Source organism: Paenibacillus sp. GCM10027630 (assembly GCF_042676305.1).
Taxonomy (GTDB): Bacteria; Bacillota; Bacilli; order Paenibacillales; family NBRC-103111; genus Paenibacillus_S.
Window position 1 is genome coordinate 312,267 of sequence record NZ_JBHTGY010000060.1, and the last position, 24,672, is coordinate 336,938.

The 24,672-nt window shown below is 46.2% G+C and carries 18 protein-coding genes; 9 read left to right on the forward strand and 9 right to left on the reverse strand.

The genetic code is table 11. The annotated features are described in order from the left end of the window. Nucleotides 1-2: 2 nt before the first annotated feature. From ACFQ0C_RS31375 to ACFQ0C_RS31385, 3 genes are all read left to right on the forward strand, one after another. Nucleotides 3-629: a fumarylacetoacetate hydrolase family protein gene (locus tag ACFQ0C_RS31375; protein WP_379372740.1), complete on the forward strand. Its 627-nt coding sequence runs from the start codon at nt 3-5 to the stop codon at nt 627-629. Between the two features lie 360 nt (nt 630-989). Then, nucleotides 990-2,360 carry an ABC transporter substrate-binding protein gene (locus ACFQ0C_RS31380; protein ID WP_379372742.1) on the forward strand — a complete coding sequence of 457 codons (1,371 nt, stop codon included), beginning with the start codon at nt 990-992 and terminating at the stop codon, nt 2,358-2,360. A 71-nt stretch (nt 2,361-2,431) separates the two neighbouring features. Next, nucleotides 2,432-4,741 carry a helix-turn-helix domain-containing protein gene (locus tag ACFQ0C_RS31385; protein WP_379372744.1) on the forward strand — a complete coding sequence of 770 codons (2,310 nt, stop codon included), beginning with the start codon at nt 2,432-2,434 and terminating at the stop codon, nt 4,739-4,741. A 2-nt stretch (nt 4,742-4,743) separates the two neighbouring features. On the opposite strand, the gene ACFQ0C_RS31390 is transcribed toward ACFQ0C_RS31385, so the two are convergent. Further along, on the reverse strand, nt 4,744-5,799 hold the full coding sequence (locus ACFQ0C_RS31390; protein WP_379372746.1) for a substrate-binding domain-containing protein: 1,056 nt from the start codon (nt 5,797-5,799) through the stop codon (nt 4,744-4,746). 294 nt (nt 5,800-6,093) lie between these two features. Between ACFQ0C_RS31390 and ACFQ0C_RS31395 the strand changes: the two genes are divergently transcribed. Continuing rightward, nucleotides 6,094-7,350: a Gfo/Idh/MocA family protein gene (locus ACFQ0C_RS31395; protein WP_379372748.1), complete on the forward strand. Its 1,257-nt coding sequence runs from the start codon at nt 6,094-6,096 to the stop codon at nt 7,348-7,350. Between the two features lie 30 nt (nt 7,351-7,380). Here ACFQ0C_RS31395 and ACFQ0C_RS31400 read toward each other — a convergent pair whose 3' ends face one another. Both ACFQ0C_RS31400 and ACFQ0C_RS31405 read right to left on the reverse strand, forming a co-directional pair. Beyond that, nucleotides 7,381-7,599, reverse strand: a complete 219-nt coding sequence (locus ACFQ0C_RS31400) for a hypothetical protein (RefSeq protein ID WP_258211624.1) — start codon at nt 7,597-7,599, stop codon at nt 7,381-7,383. A gap of 192 nt (nt 7,600-7,791) precedes the next feature. Beyond that, nucleotides 7,792-8,076, reverse strand: coding sequence for a PsbP-related protein (locus ACFQ0C_RS31405; RefSeq protein WP_379372751.1), 285 nt, complete (start codon nt 8,074-8,076; stop codon nt 7,792-7,794). 187 nt (nt 8,077-8,263) lie between these two features. On the opposite strand from ACFQ0C_RS31405, the gene ACFQ0C_RS31410 reads away from it, so the two are divergent. The 5 genes from ACFQ0C_RS31410 to ACFQ0C_RS31430 are packed head-to-tail and all read left to right on the forward strand — an operon-like array spanning nt 8,264 to nt 16,162. Then, entirely contained in the window at nt 8,264-9,706 is a 1,443-nt protein-coding gene (locus tag ACFQ0C_RS31410; protein ID WP_379372753.1) for an SWIM zinc finger family protein, read from the forward strand. Nucleotides 9,707-9,729: 23 nt separating this feature from the next. Then, nucleotides 9,730-11,529 carry a HEAT repeat domain-containing protein gene (locus ACFQ0C_RS31415; RefSeq protein ID WP_379372755.1) on the forward strand — a complete coding sequence of 600 codons (1,800 nt, stop codon included), beginning with the start codon at nt 9,730-9,732 and terminating at the stop codon, nt 11,527-11,529. Beyond that, nucleotides 11,505-12,596, forward strand: a complete 1,092-nt coding sequence (locus tag ACFQ0C_RS31420; RefSeq protein ID WP_258211620.1) for an AAA family ATPase — start codon at nt 11,505-11,507, stop codon at nt 12,594-12,596. The genes ACFQ0C_RS31415 and ACFQ0C_RS31420 overlap by 25 nt, the downstream gene beginning before the upstream one ends. Then, complete coding sequence (locus ACFQ0C_RS31425) at nt 12,554-14,950, forward strand: DUF5682 family protein (RefSeq protein WP_379372758.1); 2,397 nt, start codon at nt 12,554-12,556, stop codon at nt 14,948-14,950. The genes ACFQ0C_RS31420 and ACFQ0C_RS31425 overlap by 43 nt, the downstream gene beginning before the upstream one ends. 3 nt (nt 14,951-14,953) lie before the next feature. Further along, complete coding sequence (locus ACFQ0C_RS31430) at nt 14,954-16,162, forward strand: VWA domain-containing protein (protein WP_379372760.1); 1,209 nt, start codon at nt 14,954-14,956, stop codon at nt 16,160-16,162. Nucleotides 16,163-16,248: 86 nt separating this feature from the next. Here ACFQ0C_RS31430 and ACFQ0C_RS31435 read toward each other — a convergent pair whose 3' ends face one another. The 6 genes from ACFQ0C_RS31435 to ACFQ0C_RS31460 form a co-directional block, all read right to left on the reverse strand. Beyond that, on the reverse strand, nt 16,249-17,370 hold the full coding sequence (locus ACFQ0C_RS31435; RefSeq protein WP_379372762.1) for a Ger(x)C family spore germination protein: 1,122 nt from the start codon (nt 17,368-17,370) through the stop codon (nt 16,249-16,251). Continuing rightward, nucleotides 17,370-18,467, reverse strand: coding sequence for a GerAB/ArcD/ProY family transporter (locus ACFQ0C_RS31440; protein WP_379372764.1), 1,098 nt, complete (start codon nt 18,465-18,467; stop codon nt 17,370-17,372). Before ACFQ0C_RS31440 ends, ACFQ0C_RS31435 begins: the two co-directional genes overlap by 1 nt. Nucleotides 18,468-18,488: 21 nt before the next feature. Next, nucleotides 18,489-19,613 (reverse strand): Ger(x)C family spore germination protein, encoded by a 1,125-nt coding sequence (locus ACFQ0C_RS31445; RefSeq protein ID WP_379372766.1) that lies wholly within the window; start codon nt 19,611-19,613, stop codon nt 18,489-18,491. After that, a complete protein-coding gene (locus ACFQ0C_RS31450) occupies nt 19,610-20,710 on the reverse strand; it encodes a GerAB/ArcD/ProY family transporter (protein WP_379372768.1) in 1,101 nt (366 codons plus the stop codon). The genes ACFQ0C_RS31445 and ACFQ0C_RS31450 overlap by 4 nt, the downstream gene beginning before the upstream one ends. Continuing rightward, nucleotides 20,707-22,248 carry a spore germination protein gene (locus ACFQ0C_RS31455; protein WP_379372770.1) on the reverse strand — a complete coding sequence of 514 codons (1,542 nt, stop codon included), beginning with the start codon at nt 22,246-22,248 and terminating at the stop codon, nt 20,707-20,709. Before ACFQ0C_RS31455 ends, ACFQ0C_RS31450 begins: the two co-directional genes overlap by 4 nt. A 173-nt stretch (nt 22,249-22,421) precedes the next feature. Further along, nucleotides 22,422-24,341: an aliphatic sulfonate ABC transporter substrate-binding protein gene (locus ACFQ0C_RS31460; protein ID WP_379372772.1), complete on the reverse strand. Its 1,920-nt coding sequence runs from the start codon at nt 24,339-24,341 to the stop codon at nt 22,422-22,424. Nucleotides 24,342-24,672: the final 331 nt, after the last annotated feature.

Sequence of the window (24,672 nt, forward strand, 5' to 3'; positions counted from 1 at the left end):
GTATGAACTCCACTCGAAACATTTATTGTGTTGGCAGAAACTATGTCATGCAAGCAAATAAATCAAATAATGAATTTCTTACATCTCCACTTGTGTTCACTAAGCCTACTCATGCGCTTACCGAGGCGAAGGGACAGGAAATCATCCTTCCCGGGGAATGTGGTTCCGTTTATTTTGAAGCGGAGCTGGTCATTCGGATAGGTAGGCCATATGAAACAGGAATTAAGGTGGACGAACTGGTGGACGGCTTGGCTATAGGGATAGATTTTACATTGAGTGACCTGCAGAATGAATTGAAGGAAAAAGGCTACCCGTGGCTAATGGCAAAAGGCTTTCCCAACTCTGCTGTCTTGAGTGAATTAATGCAATTCCCAGGCGTAGAAGCATGTAAAAAAGTTAACTTTGCACTTGTAAAAAACGGTGAGCAGGTTCAGCTTGGTAACATTCAACATATGCTTTTTGATTTACAAATCATTATCGATTTCATAGCGCGTCACTTTGGATTAGGCGAAGGTGATATTATATTTACTGGAGCTCCGGAAGGGGCAGGGCCAGTCACCGACGGCGATCACCTATCACTATTATGGGGGGAACAAATTGTTGGAGGTTGTACAATTAAATTGTCTTAAGAATTCAGCAGAAGACGGGTAACCCTATTGTATAAATCATTTCGGAATTGGTGTTCAGTAGAAGTTGTTCGGCAATAAATAACACAGGCAGCTGCGGCAGCCTGTGTTATTTGAGGTTGTTTCCGAGCCGCCGGAGATGAAGTTTATCAAATAAGGCAGGTATATCTACGATCAGTAAGGAAAAACAAAAAAGTCCAAGTGTGCAATATAAGAATAACAACAAAATCTTATTGAAGGAATTCGTCCTACTCTTTATAGTGGAGTGAGACGGTCAGAAGCTTTGGAGTATGCAATGAATACCCGGATTCAAAATGACCGCTAAAGACGCCTTATGTAGGGGATGCAAAGGAGGGTTAACTCATGCTCGGGTCAACATGGAGGAAAGGAAGAACCGTACTCATGATCAGTTTGATCCTCTGTATTATGTTCAGCGGTTGTTCCACAGATAGCAGTACAACAGTTCCCCGAAAAGAAGAAGGTACGGGCTCAACTGCTGTAACGCTAGAGTGGTGGAGCAGTGCTTCGTTGGGACTCGTGGAGGAAGAGGAATTTCAACAGGTGTTAGCGGAGTATAAGAAAGTTGCCCCTCACGTTACTATAAACTTTAGCTCTGTACCAACTACAGGATTGGATGAAAAGCTAAACGTTGCTATTGCTTCAGGATCGTTCCCTGACTTGTATGTTGACGCTGTTAACCGCTTGGTCCCCCTGTTCACCCGTGGTGTTACCACCGAATTAGATGCCTATATTACAGAAGACTACAATTTGTCGGACTATATGAACAGTGCCAAGGATTTAATGACCATTGACGGAAAGATGGCTATGATACTGATGGAAATCCGAAGTGAAGTGCTGCTAATCAACAAGGATTTGTTTATCAAGGCAGGCGCTGAGCATCTGCTTCCTGATTCAAAGACAAAAACGTGGTCAAGAGACTCTTTTGCCAAAGCTGTAGAAGCGGTCGGTAAGCTTGGAAACGGGGTATACGGTTTGGGAATGGTAGCAGGTGATGTAGCTTATGACAAGTTCGTTGACGGTTATATATATAGCGATGGGGATGAATATACGAATAAGGATTACACCAAAATTACTTACAACTCGCCGGGTAATGTAAAAAAATTGGAAGGGTTGATTCAACTGTCCTCCTCACCCTATGCTGTTCCTGGGGCAGCAGGCAATAAAATTCCTAATCTGTATGAGTTATTCAAGCAAGGAAAAGTAGGCATTATGATGAACGACAGAGGAGATTTACGCAGGGAGATTAACGACGGTATAATTCCTAAGAAATTCGAGTTCATGAATGCCTACTATCCAACAGACGACGGTTCAAAAAGCAAGCTGTTCGTTAACGGATCAGGGATTGCGGTAAAGAAGCAAGAGGATAAAGTGAAGGAGAAAGAAGCGGCAAAATTTGCGCTATGGTTCTCAAGCGGTAAGTCTGAGATTGTGAACAAACTCATTTATCAAAAGTATTCCAAGCTCCCATCGAGAAAATCATTGCAAGCTCTTGTTACAGATTCACAAGGCAAAGAGTGGGCGGCAATGCCGGAACAAGCTATTAACAATCCTGCTGCTATACCGAATTACCAACAAATCCGTAAAGTGTGGTTCAACTATTTTCAACAGGCGATGTTGAATAATGGGAAAATGACAGCTAAAGATGCCTTGGCCGGATACGAGAAAGAGGCTCAGAAGCTGCTGGATGAAGGGAATAAGCAGTTGAGGAAATGACTCTCCATAGAGATGGCTTCACACATTCAACAAATCAATTGGATTTCAACCTTCATCATCGGAGGAACTATATGGGACTATTCGCGAGAACAAGCGGCATCATGGATAAGAGGAAGGCGTGGTTCCGGAGGAGTCTGCTGCTAATGCTGGCGGTAATCATTTTGCCGTCCATGCTGCTTTCAGTCAGTATCCATGTAATGGCTACGAAAGAGCTGAAGGAGCAGATCAATCAGACGCATCAAACGTTGATTCAACAAATGACGCAGCGTGTTAATCAACAGCTGACTCAATTTGAGTTTACAGTGCGCAACTGGGCTATTAACCAGATTTTCGGTGAATATTTGGAGCATGTGGATTATTATCAGGAGTTAACAACGATCCGCTCCATTATGAATGCGTTAGGCGCCATGGAGAATTCGATCTCCTTCATTAAGAACATTGAAGTGTACATTTCGACTCAAGATTTGCTGATTTCGAATGTGAACGGTGTTTCCCGAATATACAATATGGAAAAACGCGACCGTTACAGGGAAGCTTTTCAACGACCAGGTGACATGTATTGGGCTTATGGATTGAATGTATCAAGCAATACGTTGAATAAAAGCATGGCATTAATTCATAAAATTCCGTCTGAATCCTCACATCCTTTTGGCGCCATAATTGTGGAAGTGGATCCGGTAAAGTTCTCATCATTTATCGGTCAAATTAATCCATATCGGGAAGGCTATACTCTGCTGCTTAATGAAAATCATGAGCTTCTATCCGCCGGTACTTTTGAGAAACGGGAGGATGCAGCGATACTTGCATCAGAACTGATGAGACACAATGGTACGGGAACTTATGGTTTCTCGTGGAATGGGGATCAATATCTCATTTCTGATGGAATCATTCCCCGTATGAAGTGGAATTTTCTTCTGGCTACACCCATTTCCAAATTAACAGAGCCTGCAGCTGTCATTACCCGAGTTATTGTTGGTATTTCAGCCGTTACTTTCATCATGCTTGTCATCCTTGCGTGGGTCGCTTCAAGGAAGCTATACTCTCCTATATCGCGGATGATGTCTTTATTTGTATCGGAGGAATCGGAGTCGGAGCCGTCGGTTCATCAAGACGAGATCGAATTTATTGAATCTCGCTGGGCGAAGTTGACGACGGAGAGCCGAATCATGCAGGTTCGCCTTGATACACAGCTGCCCTCGCTTAGAGAAGGTTTCATGTATCAGCTTATTTATGGTCACTATTATCATTTGAGCGAGGCGGAAATTCGCAAGAGGCTAAAAAATTACAATTTGGATCTGGGCAACGCCCGCGTACAATTTGTATTGATCCAAATTTCCGGCATTTCGAAGCTGATGGGTAAATTTAACGAGGATGATGAGCAATTAGTTACTTTCGCTGCATACAACATCATTCAAGAGATGATAGTGGCATCTGGCTTAAACGTATCTGTGTTCAATTTTCAAGATATGACGGTGGGTTATATTCTCATGCTCCCAGATGGGATGTCAGCAGAAGAAGAGAAGCAAACCGCTTTGAAGCTTGCAGGAGAGATGATCCAAACACTGGAGCGCCTGTTAAAGACAGATGTGACGGTGGTCGTCGGTCAGCCTACAGATGAGCTGCGTGGTATGCATGCATGCTATGAGCAGACCGAGCAAACGCTGCGCTTTCGAAGTGTTCATGAGCCGGCGCAAATCCTTTATCTGGAAGATTTGATCATCCAGGGGGAGGAGGAGGTTTTTTATCCGTTTGAGCTGGAGAAGGATTTGCTGCAGGCGCTGCGTATCGGAAATGCGGAAGAATCGACTGCATTGTTTAAGCGGTTTGTTTCAACTTTCAAGGAAAGTGCCGATATCGAAACGGTGCTTCATCAAGGATTGCTGCAATTGCTTGGCAGCGTGCTTCATGTGGTGTATCAAACAGGACACAGCCCGCAAAAGGTGTTTGGTCTAAGTAACTTGTATGAGGAATTACTGCAGCATAGTGATCTACAGAAAATGTGCGATAGTTTTGTGAAGATCGTTATGGAGCCGTTTATCGAGCATATTGTAGAGTCTCAAAATGTTAAGCTGGTGCAACTGACCGAGGACATAAAAGCAACGATTCATAGCAAATATATGACCGATCTGTCATTAGAGATGTGTGCGGATCTTCATCATGTCGATCCGTTTCGGTTGAGCAAAGCTTTTAAAGAGGTAACGGGGATCAATTTTATTGATTATGTCACCGATTTCCGTATTCGTAAATCCAAAGAGCTGCTTAAAAATACGAATCTTCGCATCAATGAAATTGCCGAATTGGTAGGCTATCAGCCGACCTACTTTAACCGAATTTTCAAGAAACGTGAGAATATGACTCCTGGTCAATTCAGAGAAAAATAAGTTTAACCCTTCGTATGAATTGAGGATTCCCGTACTACAACCTCATAAGGCATAAGCATCTTAAAGGGCAGCGTATAGGCCGCTTGTAAATAATCAACCAATGCTTTGGCGGCGGCCATGCCAATCTCGTATTTAGGGATGTGAACGGAGGATAGCGGCGGCGTTGTATATTGGGAAATTTCAATATTGTCCAAGCCGATAAAAGCAATATCCTCCGGGATTCGCAGTCCTTTCTCTGTCACCGCACGCATAGCGGAGATCGCCAGCAAATCGCTGGCTGCGAATATGGCCGTGGGCCGACGGCTGCTGCTGTCAAGCAGCTCCAGCATACGGCTGTAGCTCGTATTTACATCCCAGCCTGAATGGATGATCCACTCCGAGTTCAGCTCAAGCCCCGCTTCCTGCAGAGCGTATTTATAACCCCGGTATCTCTTTTCCCGTTCCATGTCTCCTGTAAGGCCAGCTCCTCCAATAAAACCGATGCTTTGATGACCTTGGTCAATAAGATGCTGCACGGCAGATTTGGCTGCGTTAATCCGATCATATGCGATAACGGGTACTGTGCCGTCAGAAATATCGATTCCAACGATAGTAGGAAACTGTTTTTTTATTCGTGCATAAATTTCAGATTTAATTCCCTCAACAATGATCATTCCTTTAATTTTGTTGTCCTTAAGTATGTTGTCAAGGATTGCATCGTTTTGAATATCGTCCAGGTTGTGCATAAAAGCAAGCGAGTAGCCGAGGTTGGCGAGGCCCTGCTCAATTCCTTCCAGTATGGATAAAAAATACGAATGCATATGTTTATGTGAGACTGCAATGATACAACCGACTTGATTGCCGGATTCAATGGTTAAGGTACTGCTGGCAGTGGAGCCAGAGGACGATTGTTTATAAAAAGCAGCACCCCCTACACGTTCCACGCCTTGCTCTCTCAGCTCAGTCAAATCTCTGCGAATCGTAGCTTGAGAAACATTAAGCTGCTCGCATAGATCATTTATTTTCATCATGGAATTCGTTTTAAGTAGCTGTAGAATTCGTTCATGTCTGTTTTTCATATGTTCAATCCCTTGATCGAAATTTTTCACAGTGGCTCTCTTTACATTTAAAAGAATATAATGCCCCATGTCAAGCATCTCAGCTGTTTTTGTATAGGGATGAAATAATATGTTGACGGTTAGAATTGAAGCATTTATGATTGGAATTAATCATAGAAATGAAACATATTGATCAAATTTTTGTGAAAAAAGTGAAATTGAATAAAAGAAGTTAGGTGTTTTGATGTCAAAATGAAATAAAACGATCATTTTCTGTTTGTTTTATGAAACATTTTTGAAAAAGAGGTGTTCTAATTGATTAAAGCGGCTTTGCTTGGAGCAGGACAGAGAGGTATGCATGCGTATGCCTCCTATGCATTAAAGAGACCTGATGAAATTCAATTTATTGCGGTTGCCGAGCCTGATGCGCAACGAAGATCGTTGTTTGCCAGCCAGCATAGAATACCGCCGGAAATGCAGTTTACCTCATGGGAGGAAATGCTTCAACAGCCGCAGCTATGCGAAGTACTGTTGATCTGTACACAGGACCGACAGCATTATGAGCCAGCCATGAAGGCTTTGGAGCAAGGCTATCATATTTTGCTTGAAAAACCGATGTCTCCAGAGCCGCTGGAAACGATACGATTGGCTGAAGAAGCGGAGAGAAAGCAGCAAATCTTATCCGTGTGTCACGTGTCGCGTTACGATACCTACTATAGCGCCTTGAAGGAAGTGCTGGACAAAGGGGCCATTGGAAGGGTCATGAGTGTGCAGTGGACGGAAAACGTTGGTTTCTGGCATCAGGCGCATAGCTTTGTGAGGGGAAATTGGCGTAACTCGGATGAGACCAGCTCGATGATTCTGCAAAAAAGCTGCCATGATATGGATATGCTGCAATGGTTTATAGGAGGAAAGTGCTTGGAGGTGTCGTCCTATGGCAAGCTGAGCTACTTCCGTCCGGAGAATGCACCTCCGGGCTCGACGGAGCGATGTACAGACGGCTGTGCGGTAGAGCATGAATGTTCATACTCTGCGATCAAGCACTACCATAACGAGAAGAAGAACAGCTTTATAATGGTAGCATCGCCTATTCCGACGCTTGAGGCCCGGATGAAAGCTATACAAGAGGGACCCTACGGAAGATGTGTCTTCCGCTGCGATAACAACGTGGTCGATCATCAAGTAGTAAATATGTATTTTGATAATGAGGTAACAGTATCTTTCACAATGTCAGCGTTTACTTCTGAAAATACGCGTACTTTTAAATTTATGGGAACCATGGGCGAAATTAGGGGGCATCATGAAAATAACGAAATTGAGATCAACTATTTTTCAGGTCGCAAAGAAATTATCCGCCCACAGCGGTTTGAAGGCGGTCATGGCGGAGCGGATTATTTGACTATGAGGGATTTTATCAGACAGGTACAAAACAAAGAGCTTAGCGGGAAAACATCGGCTTCAGTATCGGCGAGAGGACATATTATGGCTTTCGCTGCCGAGCATTCCCGCTTGACCGGTAGAAATGTGAATTTAGATCGCTATATCGAAGATTTGCAAAATACTCAGCTGTAAATTTGTAACCGCAAGTCGGCGGAGCCTTATTCAACTAGGGGACCTTGTGATGTATACAATAAAGGCTACATAACCTAGCACGATGACGATAATATAAATCCAGGAGAGCCTGGACCAATTGCTTTTTGTTTTGGAATCATAATTAGGGTTGCCTTCTTTATTTGTTTTGGAGATGCCGACGAGTATGGTTGAAACTAAAGCTATAAACATTATAGTTGCAATTAGAATGTAATAAATTAGTAAGGACATGATCATTCACCCCATGCTGTTCTTTTTTTCACAACCATAATATATCAGGCTGTGGCTCCGGAGTAACCATCCACTTTTTTGCTTTTTGTCCCATCCACTTGGCATGGGGGCCTAGAGAGGCTGGTGCGTTAAAAGGATAGTCCAAACTGCGGTCACGCAGAGAAGGACTATCCTTTTCTCTTAATGAAACCATTACTTTTTAATAAATTGAAAGCTGTCCACGATTCCTTGTAGTTCCACTTGAGCCTCCTTTAAAATTTCTTCATTGGCCCCAGTGGTGATCCGGTAAAAGCTTCCGTTTGCTTCAAAGAAGAGAATCGTATACACGAAGTTTTTCCAACCTTCTTCAGTTCTGTGGTAGACCAATCGCTTGGCGGGGTAGCTTTGGAAAACTTCTTCCTTTTCTTCTATCAGATAGGTTTTTGAATCGGTATTGGCAAGTATCTGTGTCTTTATATTTTTATAAAATTGATCCAAATTTATACCATCCGGCAGTTCCTGTTTAAACTTTCCATATTACCTTTGTTCGACAAATGAAATTTGCTTTTTCATAGACAAGGAGAGCCTTGCATATAAATTTATTCATACACTCTGAGCTCAAATAAAAGGAAAATATATGTAAATGTTGAAGTTGTTTATTATCATTCCTAATGTGAGGTCTCCTATGATAACGATAAACGAAGCTTATGTAGATTCATTAGCCTTGAACGCAGCTGCCGTGAAGAACGGTCGTGACTTGGTTAAGAAAAATAAAATTACGAAACGATGCCGCACAGAGGATAAGACGCTGCTGTTCGGAGATTGCCAAGGGAGCGGTAAAGAGCCGTATCGCTGCTCAGTGGATTATTTGAAACCTGAAAGTCCAGTGTTTCGCTGTACTTGCCCGAGCAGGCAATTTCCTTGCAAGCATATTTTAGGGCTTCTGTATGCTTCTGCCGCAGGCCAAACCTTCAGTATTGAAGCGGTACCGCAAGAGATTGCGGAGAAGAGAGACAAGGCCGACAGGCGGGAGGAGAAAAAAAAGGAAGCTGCCGGCAGCGATGATGCTGCGGTTCCAAAGCGGAAGACGAATAAAGCGGCATTGGTGAAAAAAATAAATGCCCAGCTGGAAGGGGTCGAGCTGTGTGACAAATTAATCCGGCAGCTGGTTCAGAACGGACTTGCCGGGATCGATAGTAAAGCGTTGAAGATGATGGACGATCAGGCCAAGCAGCTCGGCAATTTCTATATCCCGGGCATCCAGAATAAACTGCGGGAGCTGATTTTATTAATTAAGGAAAATAAGGACCGCGAGAGCTGGTACACGGAAGCGATGGATCAGCTAACGTATTTGCATGCCTTACTAAAAAAGAGCGGAGTATATTTGACTTCGCGTCAGCAGAACCCTGAGCTTGCCATGGATACCGATTCAGGGTTGGAGGAAGCCATTGGGCATGCTTGGCAGCTGGCGGAACTGCGTGATTGTGGTCGCGTGCAGACTGATGTAGAGCTGGCCCAGCTTACTTTTCGCTCCAAGCTGGATGCTGCGCGCAGCGAGTATGTTGACGAAGGCTTTTGGCTGGATATGGATAGCGGCAAGCTGTACGCTACACGCCATTACAGGCCGATAAAGGCAGCGAAGCATATGAAGGAAGAGGATTCTGTTTTTGACATTGTAAGGGCGAGAGAGCTGTTCACCTATCCGGGAGAGCTGAATCCGCGGATACGCTGGGAGGATGGGCCGATACGGTCTATGCAAGCAGAGGATTTCGACAGAATTTACTCTTATAGCAGGAGTTCATTTACCGAGGTAATCAAGCTGGTGAAAAATCAATTGAAAAATCCGTTGTCAGATAAGCATCCCGTAGCACTTCTTCGTTATAGCGAAATAGTAGTGGGGGATGATGAAAGCTATGTGCTGCTGGATGAGCAGGGTAAACAGATCGCTCTCCATGATACAGCTTACTTGGATCATGCCACGACACATCTGCTGTCATTGTTAACTCCGGAGCTGGCCGAGAACCAGGCGATGCTGGTTTTGTTCGAGCATGATTTATCCAGTGGGCGGTTAATTGCGCAGCCGCTCAGCTTGGTTACAAAACGCAAAATCTTACGTTTTATTTATTAGTCGGTGAAGTGAGGAGTCAGGTCATGAGCATAGCTGTTTTATATGAAGTGCATCAGGAGGTTCGACGATTATTTATAGCTGGAAGCGGGGTGGCTGCAGGTGATTTTCGATTAAGCAAGCTGCTGCCTCAGCTGCAGAAGCTTGGAGAGAGCGCACCGGTCTTCCGGCGTTTAGCAGAAGTCATTCAGCAAACATTGGAAGCAAATGCCGAAAGCTCTTCAGTCAAGCTGCTTGAGCTGGGAACATTGCTTCATTCTATTTTGTATACGCAGGGGAGTTCTGAGCTATCAGGGGAACTGAAGCGGTTTGAACCGTCCGGGTCCCTTGGGATAACCAATGTACATTACCGGAAGCTACGGCCGTTAATCGATGCGTTGACACAACGGGGACCCGGGAGACTTGAGATCGTCCGCCAAGCCAAGGAGGAAGGGCTGTTCCATGATATGCGTACGCATATCCCGGCAGTCGTTGGCCTGGAGGATACTTATGCTGAGATAGCCGATTATTTGGCAGAAGCTGTTATACCTTCTATAGGTGCTCCGGTGCTGCCTATTTTGATGAAACAGTTCCAATTAAACGGAGGAAAAGCGGATGCTCGCAAGCTGCTTCTGATTCATCGAATCGGCGGTATTGAGTACAGGGAGCTTTTTCAGCAGGCGGTAGATGCCGGCTCTACGGATGTGCGGTTAGCCGCAATCGATATATGGAGTAATTATGCTGAATTTGAAGGCAGACTGGTAGAGCTTTCTCGAGATAAAAAGAAAGAAGTGCGGCGTGCCGCGTTGTTCGCATTGGCCAAACATCCATCGGACAAAGCGATAGACGCGCTTATGAATGCATTAGCAGGAAAAGATTACAGCATTGCTCTGGAGCCCATTCAGGATTGCCTGGACGATCGCCTTACGGCACGGCTGCTGGTCCATGCAAATGAGTTGTTCAATAAGGTGACGGAAGGCACTCTCGATGAACAAACAGTGGAGCGGTTAGCAACAACCGTACATTGCCTGGAGGGGAGAAGGACAGAGATGGTTGAAAACTATTTAATAAGCTTGGTATCCAACCCCGCCTTTAATCGAAAGGAGACCGATGCTGTTCGGGAACATGCGGCAAAGCTGCTGCTCCATAGCGAACGGCAGGAAGCGTATGCGTTCTTGCGTAATTTACACACTCTGCCGGACCAACGTCTGATTGCTTACAGCTTTGAAGCGGCTTTAAGGGATTTGCCGCCCGCAACCGTGTATGAAGATTATTCGCCGCAGTTTCGGAATAAGGAGCAGTTCGCAGCCAAAGAGCTGCTGCGAGTTATGTATAATAGGACGCAACCGCTGATGCACGCGTGGGGCAGGGCACCTAAAGAAACAGCCGATATACAATGGGATTCCCGCTGGGTGCATGTATTCGTAGAAATTAACGAAGAGGAGCTTGTTTGCCGGCTTGCCGATGAGCAGGATCGTAAGGTGATTTCTTATTTAGCAGATAAATGGAAGGTTGCGCCCCAGATGCTGAAGCCGCGAACCGCTTCGATTCTATTTGCGCTGTATAAATTAAGGTACAAGGAAACACCTGAATTGCTCTTGCAATCTCTGGAGGGGGCAGCTGCTCGACAAATCTATTACTTGGACCGCGACTGGCTGTCGCTTATTCGCCTTCTTCCTGCCAAATATACGGAAAGGCTTGAGAAGTTTGCAGAAAAGCTGACTTATGAGAGTGTGAAGCAGCAAATGCTTGAGGTTGTGGAAAGCGTCAAAGCTAACGTGCAGGATGAATCGAATGAGAGCAAAGGAGCGGGATGGATCGAATGGATGAAAAGCAAACTGTTATGAGGCTTCCGGCTGAACGATTGTATGAGCGTGAGCTGCAGGCATTAAAAGAAATGGATACAGGCCCGAAGCCTGCCGGTTGGCAGCTGTCACCGCGGGCGGTCCTGACGTTCATTACAGGAGGAATGGCAGGCAGTACGACCATTTCGCCCAAATACATCGGGAACTCCCGTTTGGTAGAAATTGCGATTGCTACACTTCTTACGGATCGCGCGCTGCTCTTGATAGGGGAGCCGGGAACGGCTAAATCATGGCTGTCCGAGAATTTAACCGCTGCCATCCATGGAGACTCCTCCAAGGTGATTCAAGGAACAGCAGGAACGAGTGAGGAGCAGATCCGTTACTCATGGAACTATGCGATGCTGCTGGCTAACGGCCCTTCCGATGCAGCGCTTTTGAAAAGTCCTATATACCGGGCTATGGAAGGCGGAGGAATTGCCCGCTTTGAAGAAATATCCCGCTGCGCCTCGGAGGTGCAGGATGCGTTGATCTCAATCTTGTCTGAGAAAACGATCTCGATTCCGGAGCTTGGCAAAGAGGTCGCCGCTGCTAAAGGCTTTTCCATTATTGCCACTGCCAATACAAGGGACCGCGGAGTCAATGACATGTCAGCCGCCTTAAAGCGGCGGTTTAATATCATCGTGCTGCCTGCTCCTTCTGAGCTGGAGACAGAAGTAAGCATCGTCCGTAAACGGGTGCAGGAAATCGCTGCGAGCTACGAATTGAAGGCGGCGTTGCCAGAAGAGGAAGCTATACGTAAGGTTGTTACCATTTTCCGGGAGCTGCGCCGCGGTATGACATTGGACAGTAAGGAGAAGATTAAGCCTCCAAGCAGTGTGATTTCAACGGCTGAAGCGATTTCCTTGCTTACGAACAGCATGGCTTTGGCGGCCAGCTTTGGAAGCGGCAAAATCCAGGATGAGGATCTTGCTGCCGGCTTGCAGGGAGCCATTGTGAAGGACGATGAGAAGGATCAAATCGTTTGGAAGGAATATTTGGAAAACGTGATGAAAAAGCGGGGATCGGAATGGCGAAGCCTATATCATGCATGCCGGGAGATGAACGATTGAGCAGCGGGGACGATAGGGTCCACATATTTGGCATTCGCCATTTGTCCCCGACCGGAGCTTATCAATTAAGAGCCTATTTGGATCGAATCCGGCCCAGAATGGTCTTAGTGGAGGGACCTTCCGATGCGACTCCCTTTATTGGTCAGGTTACAGGGAAAGGAGTCGTACCTCCGATAGCTCTATTGGCTTATACGGATGCACTGCCTATCAGGACGCTCCTGTTTCCTTTTGCGGCCTATTCTCCGGAGTATCAGGCTTTTCTATGGGCAGCGGAGCACGGGGCGAAGGCACAGTTTATCGATTTGCCCTCGGATGTATCGGTTCAGATGTATAAGGAACGTGAAAAAGCGCGGGCAGAGCCGGATCATCCTCAAGAAGGCAAGATGCAGGAAGAGCATAGCGACCGACAAAGCAGGCGCCATGAATTTTACCGTCAGCAGCACTGGATATATGAACGGATTGCCGAGCTAGCGGGTGAGCTCGATTATGAAAGCTATTGGGAGCGAAATTTCGAGCATAATACGACCCCTGAAGCTTACCGAAGCGCTATAGGGGAGTATTCCAAACAAATGCGGCAGCTTCAGGAGCAGGATGAATGGTCGGCAGACCCGCTGGAGGCGGCGTATAACTCCATTCGTGAGGCTTATATGCGACGAAGCATATTACAAGCTCTCCAGACATGTGGTGCTCAGGATCGAATTGTTGTAGTAACCGGTGCTCATCATGCTTCAGCGCTGCATCTGGCACTTCCGGGATTGACGGATAAGGAGGTGGCTGCACTCCCAAGGTCCTCAACCAAACTAACGCTTATGCCTTATTCATATTATAAATTATCAACGCATTCCGGATATGGAGCAGGGAATCCGGCTCCGGCCTATTTTGAGCTGCTGTGGCAATGCTTGCAAAAAGGTGATATGGAACGGCTGCCATCGCTATATTTGTCTCGGGTAGTGAAGAAGTTAAGGAGTTCGGGCACATACCGCTCGACCGCCTCTGTAATCGAAGGGGTTCGCTTGGCGGAAGCACTTGCTTCACTCAAGGACGGAAGCCAGCCTACATGGAAGGATTTGAAGGATGCGGCCGTTGTCACTTTAGGTTTAGGGGAGCTCTCTCCAATTGCCGAAGCTCTTGCTCAGGTCGATATCGGGACCGCAATTGGAGAGCTTCCGGAGGGAGTCAGTCAAACTCCGATTCAAGATGACTTAAACCGCCACTTGAAGAAGCTTAAGCTGGAAAAGTATAAGTCCTTGGTCAGCCAGGATCTCGAGCTTGATTTACGCGAAAACCGGCGAGTCAAGTCGGAGGAGGCTGCTTACCTGGATTTGCACCGCTCGACCTTCCTGCACCGTCTGAAGCTGCTGCAAATCGGATTCGCGCAGAAGAAGCGGCTGAGCCAGGACGCTGCAACTTGGGCGGAGCATTGGGTGCTTCAGTGGAGCCCTGAGGCGGAAATCCAGATGGTGGAATCGACGCTCAAGGGCGAAACGATCGAATGGGCAAGCGCATTTGTGCTGAAGGAACTGCTGGAGCAGTGCAGAGACCTTAAGCAAGCCTCGCATATCATTCATATGGCTTGCGAATGCGAGCTGCCGGAGATGCTGGAGGAAGCCCGGCAAATGCTGCAGCGAATAACGACGGAAGCTGCGAATTTCGTCCACATCGCGGCAGCGGCAAGAGAGCTTTCGCTCATCATCCGTTATGGCGATGTTCGAAGGGCGGATACAAGAACGCTGGTTCCACTCGTTCAGCAGCTGTTCCTGAGGGGCTGCTTACTGCTTGTGGATGCAGCCATATGCAGCGATGAAGCGGCTCAGGAGCTCGTCGTCGCCATGAATGAAATGCATGCTGTTTCTCAAGAGCATTTCGAGATCGTAGATGACGAGCAATGGGTTAAACAGCTTACGCTGTTGGCCGCACATGATGACCGGAACGCGAAGCTGTCCGGATTTGCCTTTGCGCTGCTGCTGGAGCGCAATCAAATCACACAGGAGCAGTGCGCCGGTGAGGTGTCACGCCGCCTTTCGCCAGGCATACCTGCGGACTTGGGAGCCGGCTGGTTCGAGGGGCTGTCGATGAGGAACAGGTATGCGCTGCTATCACGAGCGGATTTATGGCAGCAGCTGGATGCTTACATACAATCCTTGGACGGCGATCAGTTCAAGAGGTCGCTTGTGTTTCTGCGCAGAGCCTTCGGTTCGTTTGAAGCGAGAGAGAAGACGGCGATTGCGGAATTGCTCGGAGAGTTCTGGGGGATGTCAGGGCCCGACGCGGGAGTACTGCTTCAAGAGCCGTTGAGCGAAGAGGAAAGAGGGAAGCTGGATGAGCTTAATGATTTTGACTTTGGAGACTTGTAGACTATGAGTGATAGAGAGCAGATGAAACGCTGGCGTCTTGTGCTCGGCCATGAGGTTCAGCAGAGCCTTAATGAGTATTCTTCAGGCGGAGAGCTGTTGAACGATGAAGATAAGATTATGGACGAAGCGCTTGCGGCCATATATGACGGAACCTCCGGGGGCTCAGCATTCGAGGGAGAGGCGACCGGAGGCCGCCGCCGTTCTGCGGGGTTAGGAAGCTCCTCACCCAAGCTAGCCAAGTGGCTTGTGGATATACGCAGTTTTTTTCCGCCGGATGTAGTTTCGGTCATTCAGTCAGATGCCATCGAACGAAAAGGGCTGAAGCAGCTGCTGTTTGAGCCGGAAACACTCGCCCAGATCAAGCCCGATATCCGGATGGTCGCTACGCTCATGGCATTGAGGGGACGAATCCCCGAGAAGACCAAGGATACGGCGCGGCAGCTGGTGAAAGCAGTTGTCGATGACATCGTCAAGCGGCTGGAGCAGGATATTCGCCGCGCGGTAACAGGTGCGCTGAATCGGAGGCAGCATTCGCCGTTGCCATCACTCAGCGGTATGGATTGGAAAACTACGATACGCAAAAACCTAAAGCATTACGATAAAGGGTTGGGCAAGCTCATTCCGGAACGGGTATACTTTTACGATAGAGCGAGACGGAGTAAGGAATGGACCGTGATTCTTGATATTGATCAGAGCGGCTCAATGGCTGATTCGGTCATTTTTGCCTCTGTTGTCGGCTCTATATTTGCCAGCCTGCCTTCCCTGGATACCCGTGTGGTCGTTTTCGATACGGAAGTAGTGGACTTAAGCGAGCAGTGCGCCAATGACCCGGTTGACATGCTGTTCGGGATCCAGCTTGGAGGTGGTACGGATATTAATAAGTCTGTTGCCTACTGCGAGCAGTATATAGTAGAGCCGAAAAAAACGCTTTTCATATTAATTTCCGATCTGTATGAAGGTGGAAATCAATCAGCACTCATTCGCAGAATGGAGGCTTTACAGCAGTCCGGGGTCAAAGTGATGTGTCTGCTTGCACTCTCCGATAATGGCGTTCCTTCTTACGATAACCAGCTCGCTCAGAAGCTATCCCAGTTCGGCATCCCGAGCTTTGGCTGCTCACCCGACCGTCTGCCCGAACTGGTGGAAAAGGCCATTAAGGGACAGGATTTACAGACGCTTGCGGAGAGCCTTGCGACAGGCAAGATCCATTAGCGGGATTAAATGAATGAACTGAACTACCCCTGAACGGTACAGGGTGTGAGCAGGCGGAGGTGGATCACTTCCGGCTGCTCTATTGTTCATTTCACCGGTCCTGAAGCTTGAATGTTTACTTTGACCGATACATGAATCTCCGCTTTGGCCAGCTCCTCACCCCAATGATCCTTCACTTTCTTGAAATGATCGTATTGATAAGCCCGTGCGTAGCGGCCGAGCCCCAATGGGTCAATCTTATGCTTTTGAATCTGCTTAACAAGGGCTTCAAACCTTTTCTGGGCTTGTTTAGCCATCATTTCCTCCAGCTGCGTTTCGTTCGCTCGCAAATCGAATGGGAATAAGAGCTCGGTTAAAACAACAGGCATCTCGATTTGAATATCGAAATGAAATTTATCCTGCTGGTATGAGGGTTTTATTTTAGTTTTTACTTTGCTTGCGTTAAAGCTTACTCTGTTCGTATCAAACGGAGCTTGTTTGGATTCAGAAGGGATAACAAGCGTCATGCTGACGGTTTTGGAATTTTTTTGCAGGATGGCCAGCAGAACACTATCTTCGGAGCTAATAGAAAATGCGTATTTACCCTTATGATTAAGTAAGGTAGTACCGTGCAGCTTGATCTCCTTATTGCTCCCCATTTTGACCTCAGATATACAGGGAGTAATGCCCCGCTCATACATTTGCCAATGCAGCTCCTGTACGGTAGTGCTCACCGTTTCCGACCGGGCGCTCTTCGTATCGACCATTCCACGCAGCAGCAGGGGGAGAATGGGCTCGTCCTCCAGCTTTAAAAATACCAGATCGGAGAGAGGTCCGTTATAGCTAATAATTCGTGGAGTTAATGGGTTTTTCGGATCACGAAAGTAAACATCCAGCATAGGGAACCAGCCATCCTGCTGCAATATTTTTTTGCTGATCAGCAGGATCTGTACTTTTCTGGCTTGAAAGGAACCTGGTGCATAGGCATCTACCTTTGCTCTGGCCTCCCGAAGCGTAGATGTTTTCACTTCAACTTCCTGGCTTTTTTTCTTAACATTTTTACTGAAAATAGGGTGCATATCATAGAGTAACAGATTGTTATCTTTGTCCAAATCGATACCAATCCCAAGAGGGAAGACGGCATCCTCCATATCCAGCCTGTCCTCGCAGCCGGAGGTTGTTAGGGAAACGAAGACGAATAGTAAAGCACACAGCAGCGGCTTGATCATTAGCGCTTCCTCCACTGAAATTGATGATGCATCCATAAATAAAGCAATAGACAAGCTGGGAATACATAGTCGATAACAATTGCACTGAGACCCAAATATTTTTCGAACTGGTCGCTTTGGTTAAAGGTAGGCAGGTAGAAAAAAGTCAGTATGGCAATACCGATACAGAGCACCCTTAGATGGCCGCGGTGGTCCGACTTTCCTACGATCCAGCTAGTGCAAAATACAGCCATATACGTAGAGGAGATCCAGCATAATGAAAATATAAATAAATAAAAGGCGATAAATAAGATTTCGATCCTTTCTATAAACTTAAATTCGATCGTTTTCAATACATTAACCACCGGTTCGTTGTACTGTAAAATTTCATCTGGACTGAAAAAGACAAAACAGACAAACGTAATGAATAACAGCACAAGCATTGCCATAGTATTGGAAATGATTACAGCAGCGCCGGCCATCTGCTTGTTTTTCAAAAAAGGATACATGATAAAGGCTGATTCCAGACCTCCAAAAGATAGAAATGTGACTCTCAGAGCTGAAAAGATAGGGAGCCATCCATCCTTGACTACGGGAAGCAGATTGAGGAGGTGTGCATCCTTCAGCGGTAGCAAGTAGGCAAAGGGAATCCACAAGGAAATAATAAAAACAAGCTCGACGTATCTCCCCAAAATACGAAGTCCATTACGCGCAATGAGATATGTGGGGATGAGCAGAAGCAGCATGATCATATAATTGGGAGTTTGAGGCAGAAGCCAGCTTTTTATATACAATATCGTCCTTACACCGCCTACATAGCCATAAGCAAGGAACCAGGCGGCAAAAATTAGAGCTGCTGCTTTACCCGCCCATTTGCCTATGTATGTGGATAGCAGATCAAATAAAGTACCATCGGGATGCTTCTTCATGATTTTAATAACCATTAAACTGGCCACTATAGAAAGAGCCCAGGCAATGATGATCGTGATCAGACTGTCAGTACCCGCCCTTTCTGCTAGCTCCTTGGGCAGTGACAGCAATCCGAAGCTCACCTGGATACCAAATTGGATGATAATAAACTGCATGAAAGTAATCTCGTTAAAGGCATATTTCTTCAATTATTATCACCCTTTGGAAGTTTACTTCACGGGACCCATTGCCTGAATGGATACTTTTACGGAAACCTTAATATCAGCGTCTGCAAGCTCTTGGCCCCAGTGATCTTCTGCTTTCTTATAGTTTCTGTATTGATAAGCTCGAGCGTACAGTCCAAATCCTACAGGATCAATCTTATGGCTCTGTATTTTCCGGATGAGAGCAACGGTTTCTTTTTGTATCTGCTCACTAATCCATTTTTCCAGGTCCCCTCCTGCTTTACGGACACTAACTTGAAACAAAACTTCGCTCAAGACGACCTCCATTTGAATATGTACATCAAACAGAAATTTGTTCTGCTTGTGAGAGGTTTTTATTTTCGTTTTTATTTTTCCGGTGCTAACACTGACCCTATCCCTATCAAAAGGGCCTTTCTTAGTAATGCCTGCAATGGGTAAGGTTAAGTTGACCGATCTACTAGTTTTGTTTTGCAATATATTTAGCAGAACGGTTTCTTGAGTCTCAAGTGCTGTGGAATATTTTCCTAAGTGATCTAGCAGTGTCGTTCCAGTCAGCTGGATTTTTTTGTTCTCATCCAATTTGACCCCTGATAGGGAAGGGGTAATCCCTTTTTCGAAAATTTCGCGATGCAGCTCCTGTGCGGTTGTTTTGACTGTTTCCGAGCGGGCGCTTTTCGTATCAACCATACCTCTCAGTAATAAAGGCAAATACGGCTGATCATCGGGGTTTAAGTATATAATTTCTGATACAGGTCCATCGATAGCAATGACTCTGTCGGTAACTGTATTTCTTGAATCACGAAAAATAACATCCAGCATACGAAACCAGTCTTTATGCTGCAGCAGGCGATTGCCGACAAGAATGACCTGAAACTTCCTGCCCTGGAATACTCCTGGCGAATGGGCATCCTGCTGGACTCGCGATTGACGAAGTGTATGCGCAGGCTCGCTGATTTCATGGCTTTTCTTTTTGACGTTTTTGTTGAATACAGGATTGGTTATGTAGATATGAAATTTATCATTGTCATCGATGTCCAAGCCTAGCGCAAGGGGAAAGGTGGCGTCTTCCATATCTAACCGGTCACTGCAACCAGCCAAACAGATAATAACCATGATGATAAACCCAACATAAAGCAGTCTTTTGCTCATAGAGCCTTTCTCCTTAGAAATCGATCATGGATCCATATGTATACAAGCAAACAAGCGGGTAAAATATATTCGACACCCAATCCAGCCTTGGAAAGAACGGAACTCATCAAATCGCTCTGATGGTAGGAAGGCATAAAGAAATAGGTCGTAATAACGAGGATTCCACACAACAATAGCATTGGACCTCGAGAATCCTTTTTGCCAACGAGCCAATTTGTACAAAATACGCTTATGGAGAAGGCAGGGATCCAGGCAAGGGAAAAAATAAACAAATAGAAGGTGACAAATAAAATTTCGATCCGTTCAATGAATCGGAACTCAACCGCTTTCAGATAAGTAACGACCGGCTCGTTGTATTCGCTTATTTCGTCGGGACTGAAATAAACGAAGCAGGCTGCAGTAATGAACAAGTAGGTTAACAAAGACATTGTGTTAAAAACAACTACTCCTAGAGCAGCCCTGCGCTTATTGCGTAAAAACGGATATAAAATAAACGTGCTGGCAAAGCCGACAAAGGAATAAATGGTTGCAGGCAGGGCTGATAGTACGGGCGTCCAGCCTTCTTTAAGCACAGGTAGCAGGTGAAGCCAATGTGCCTCTTTAATTGGCGCCAAATAAATAAATGGAATCCACAAGGACAAAAGTATAACAAGCTCTCCATATCTGCCTAATATCGTGAATCCATTGCGTGCGATCAGGTACGCAGGAATCAGCAGTATTATCATTATGAGATAATTCGGAGTCTGAGGAAGCACCCAAATATTTATTACCAGAATCGCCCTGACGATCCCCTCGTAGCCGAAAAACAAAAAGTAGAGCGTAAACAGAATGGCAGCCATTCTGCCGATCCATTTGCCAGACAGTGATGTTAATAAATCAAGCACAGTATCGTCAGGATACCTTTTCATAACTTGAATTAAGATTAAGCTTGCCGAAAGGCTTAGAATCCAGCCCAATATGAGCGCGATCCAGCCGTCAGTTCCGGCTTGCTCGGCCAATTTTCTAGGTAGCGACAAGAATGTGACGCTAATTTGAATGCCGGAATTGAGGAAAATATACTGCATAAGCGTTAACTCATTAAAAGCGTATTTTTTCATTTTCCATCACCCTTTGGACGGTTTGAGCCTTGTCTCTTCAATTGAACTGCCCTTGCGCTTAAAGGACGTTTTAGCATTGACCATAGAGGTAAACGCACGAAGGTATCTTTCCAGTCTGCATATCGTACCGGTGCGAACGGGCTTCCATACGGCGTACCAAGTGACTCAAGCGCTATGAGATGAGCAATGAGTGTCATTAACCCAATTATGATACCGACAATGCCAAACATTGAAGCTGCCAGCATCATGGCAAATCGTAATAGACGGACGGCGGCTACCATATCGTAATTCGGCAGGATGAACGAAGAAATGGCAGTGAAAGCTACGACGATAACCATCGTATTGCTTATAAGTCCTGCTTGAACAATCGCTTGTCCGATAACAATGCCCCCGACAATGCCAACAGTTTGGCCTACAGGTGCGGGCAGTCGAACCCCTGCCTCCCGCATCATTTCGAGAGTGACCTCCATAATAATCGCCTCAACGAATGGCGGGAACGGCACACGTCCTCTGAACTCGCCAATCGAGAGCAGCAGCTTGATGGGGATGATCTCGAAATTATAGGAAATGACAGCAATATAGAAGGCTGGCAAGAAAATAGCTGTGAAAAACGCAAATAAACGCAGTAAGCGTATAAATGTAGCGATCGACCAGCGGGTGCTGTAATCGTCTACACTTTGAAAAAAAGAGATGAAGGTTACAGGCGCAATCATTACGCTTGGAGAACGGTCTACAACAACAGCGAATCTGCCCTGCATAATTTGCGAAGCAGTGGCATCCGGCCGTTCCGTCAATATAAATTGCGGGAAAGGGGAGTAGGGGTTGTCCTCGATCAGTTCGGCCAATTCGCCTGTGTTAATAACGACATCGATGTCCAGCTGGCTGAGGCGGTCTGCTAGCTCTTCGAGCACCTCTTGCTTCGCAACATCAGCCAAATACATGATGGATAATTTGGTTTGCCCCCTGCGTCCAACCCTTAACTCCAAGGTTTTCAGTTCGCGGTTCGGGATATAGCGGCGGATTAAAGCTATATTCTGACTTCCGGTTTCAACAAAACCCTGATGAGCGCCTCTTAACGAAGCCTCAATCTGGGGATCTTCAATAGCTCTTTGCGGCCATCCTGCCGTATCCAGGGCATACACTTCTGTTCGGCCGGCAATAAATAGGATGCTGCTTGCGTGCAAAATGGCAGTTTCAATCTGCGTCCAATCGTATAGCGTGTCGTAGTGGCCGACCGTTACCGTAAAGCCTACGCTTGTATCGCCGCTCCCGGAATCGAATTGAAGCGGCCGAAGGACGTTGTTGTTGATTGAGTTTTTATCTGCAAGACCGTCTAAATAAACAAGTGCAGCTAAGTCCCCAGTTTCTTTGATTGTAATTTGCCTTACAATAAGATCAGGGGTTTTCGTAAAGATGCTATGAATAACGGCCAGATTCTCAGCTAAATTCCCGCTCAAGGATACTTGCTGCTGCTTCTGATTATCTTGTTTCTGAGCTGTTTGGTACTTTGGCTTACCGAACCATTTCGCAAATCCCATTGACCGTCACCTCGAATTAGCAAAATACAAAACCAGTCCATGCCTGATAATATATAATTTACAAAATTATGTTATTTTATGTAACGATGTTTGAGGCAATAAAAAAGAAGCCTTCTATCCCACTAGATTGATGTGGTTGAGAAGGCTTCATCCTATCCTATAGAAAAGCTACATTAAACAACCAAGACCCCGTGAATGCGCGCACTATCCTGCAGAAAACCTTCGCGTTCGGTCAGTTCGGCAAAGGATTTCAGGGAATCGGGGTCAATCTTATCATTCCATATAATTCGATTGAAGGCAGAGGCCAACAGATCTGTGGACATGGAAACTCCGGTTAGCTCCTGAAGCTCGGCTATGACGGCGCGGTAGCTGTCCGGACTGGCTTGACGGATTTGCTGCACAGCCTCGCGATGAGTCTTAATAAACTGCTGAACCTTATCAGGATGCTGTTTCAGAAACGTTTCATTAACGGCGACGATGGTGTTAGGATAACGACCATTTACAAACAGCTGATCCCAATCGAGTAATATGCGTGCATTCTTGCTGTTCAAAAGCACACTTACCCATGGCTCAGGGAGTAGAGCCCCATCGATTTCGCGCTTCTGGAGGAGCTCCTGAATAGCCGACGGTTTAGCTTGGATGACACGGACGCTGCCTCCCCGGAATACATCCCGCAGGCTGTTTTCCCGGAACAGATGGCGCAGTAATATATGCTGGCCGTTGCCGAATTGGGGGACGGCAATTGTTTTTCCGTGGAGCTGTCCGGCAGTGCGGATGTCTGTATGTTCTCCCACCAAGAGCGCGGCTCCTCCCTGGCATACACCGGCTATGATGCGGACACCCTTTTGCTCGACAAAGGCATTGAGAATCGGACCGGGACCGACATAACCAATATCGATCTGTCCTGAAATAAGAGCTTGCGTTAACGCGGGGCCTGCTGAGAAAATACGAGTATCAACAGCTTCGTGAAAGGTTTCCTCCAGAAAGTTAAGATGCTTGCTTAACAGGGCCGGAGCGTGCGTTAAATTAGGCATGATGCCAATTCGCAATGAAGAGGCTGGCAAACTATTCACATGGAGATGGAGTCTTTGACTAATGGAGGATATGCTCGTATCGATATCCTTGGAAGCCGATTGAAGATCTTGAGCGGCTCCAGCCAATGACAATACCGAGGATGCCTGACTTTCCGATAAGTCTGCAACCTTAAGCGCGGAGCCAAGCGATTCTTGAGACAAAGCCGTTATCGTCACAACCTGATTCCATAAACTGACCTTCGCTTCGTTTGCTTGAGATAGAGAATGATTGACTTGTCCCATATAGCCGTTGACTTCCTGAAGTCCGCGATCAATGCCTCTAAATGTTTCCGCAGCTGTTTCGGCAGAGTGATGTACGGTTTGCGCAGAAACCCCTGTTTTTTTCACAATGGAGGAGCACGCTTCTATCTGTTTGCGGATTTCTTCGAGCACCTTCCTCATCTGTTGCCCGCCGGCATTGCTTTCCGTGGCTAAATTTCTAATTTCTTGAGCGACCACCGCAAACCCTTTGCCATGGTCCCCTGCATGTGCAGCTTCAATAGAGGCATTTAAGGCAAGGAGCTGAATGTTGGCTGCAACGGATGAGATTAGATCGATAGCTTCGGAAATTTGCTTCGATTTCGTCTGCAGCTCTCCCATCACCTGTATTAAATTGGAGGTGATCTCGATGCTTTTGGCAGCTTCTAGCTGCACGGTCTGAATGGATTCGACTCCTAACCGCGAGGATGAAGTAGTTACTGCGACGGATTCGTTGGCAGCAGCTACATCCTGCAAGGAGGCATCCAGCAGGAGGCCAAGCTTCTCGGTATGCTCGAGACTTTCTTCCGTTCGTTGTGTTTGTGTAGTAGTAGCTTGAACGATATGCTGCACTGCTTGCGATACGGCTTCCGTGTGCAGCAGGTTGCCTTTAACAAACTGCTCAAGAGCTGTAGATGATTCACTCAGAGCCCGGTTGGCGCCCCAAATACCGTTTAACTCTCCCTCCTTCAATGCTGGCTGCTGTTCAGGGGGAATCCCTTTGGTCCGGAATGGAAACAGATTGGATAATACAGGCTTCATCGTGATATCACCGCCATATTAGAAATAGTTTGATTTAAAACATAGTAATTCAATGTGATTTAACGGAATAATACAAAAAACGTATGTGTCTGTCAAGCTTTTTCCAAATAGTTAGTTTCCAGATGATTGACGTTGGCAAATAACAATGTTATCATAAACACATAAAACCAATGAGAAAAGTATGAATAATCATCAGCATCTTCCGGTCAACTGGAGACATGGTATCCGTGAAGGACTATGTCTTTTTGTTTTGAATACTTATTTTGTTTTGAATACTTATTTTGTTTTGAATACATTGGATTGGCTTTTTTGAGCTAGGATTTGACTAATG